This window comes from Sellimonas catena (assembly GCF_027924685.1).
Classification (GTDB): domain Bacteria; phylum Bacillota; class Clostridia; order Lachnospirales; family Lachnospiraceae; genus Sellimonas; species Sellimonas catena.
The window spans coordinates 1-1,052 of the sequence record NZ_BSBO01000099.1; the positions used below are offsets into that span (position 1 = coordinate 1).

Sequence of the window (1,052 nt, forward strand, 5' to 3'; positions counted from 1 at the left end):
ATAGATCAGGGTCGACTTCAAGGACTTGTGTCCCATGAGATTTTTGATGGTAAGCAGGTCGGCCCCGTTTTCATAAAGGTGAGTTCCAAAGGCATGCCGGAAAGAATGGCAGGTGAACCGGTGTTCCCAGCCGAGAAATTCTTCATGGGCACGCAGATGTCTTGTAACGTAAAAGGTATCGATGGGACGGGAAGGGTCCGTCTGTTTCGGGAAAAGCCAGCCGCAGGGACGGCCGCATGCAAACCAGTAGCGGGTGAGAAGATCAAGAGCTTTTTGGGAAAGGATTGCATAGCGGTCGGAGCGGCTTTTGGAGCGCGCAACATGGATCCGCATCGTTTTGCGCTCAATATCACAGTAACGGAGATTGCAGACTTCGCTGACCCTGAGGCCGGCAGAATACATGAGTGCAACCATCGCTTTGGGTTTTGGATCCGACAGGGTGGAGATAAAAGTATGGACTTCCTTTTTGGTCGGGACAAAGGGAAGATAGGAATCGAATTTCCTGATAGGAAGCTGTGTTGGATCCCATGGTTTATGAAGCACGTAGATGGTGAAGAACCGGAGCTGGGAGATACAGGCATTGATGGTACGGTCGGAAAGGGACCGATTCTTCTGAAGCCAGCGGATAAAATCCCGGAGTTCATCCCAGGAGACCTCCTCAGGCAGCTTGTGAAGAACAGAGTGAAGGTAATCCAGATAAGAACGGATATAAGTAGAATAAGAAGTTAAAGTATGGTCAGTAAGACCCCGGAGGGAGATCATCTCCCGGTAAATATTGAAATAGTCCATGACGGAACCTCCTTGAAAAAAATAATAAAAGACCGGCAGTGAAAGGACCTGTCAAGGAGGAGGTCTTGGGAAAAAAAGAGATATGTAGTTGTAGAGGATAAAAAAACATGTTAAACTAATCATAGCAGTTGGCGGTTTATGAAGATTGGTGTGTGTGGTAACTCAACAATACAACATAAATACAAAAACTGCTACTTTTTTTGGAAAAAAGTGATGGAAATGCGTACCTTGCACTAGCCGTCGCGCTAGCGACTTGGTACAAT

1 protein-coding gene is annotated in these 1,052 nt (G+C 46.9%); it reads right to left on the reverse strand.

Annotation, left to right across the window (positions count from 1 at the left end; translation table 11 throughout):
* Window positions 1–789, reverse strand: a 789-nt coding sequence (locus tag Selli1_RS18205; protein WP_281874513.1) for a tyrosine-type recombinase/integrase, incomplete at its 3' end; no start/stop codon positions are given.
* Window positions 790–1,052: the final 263 nt, after the last annotated feature.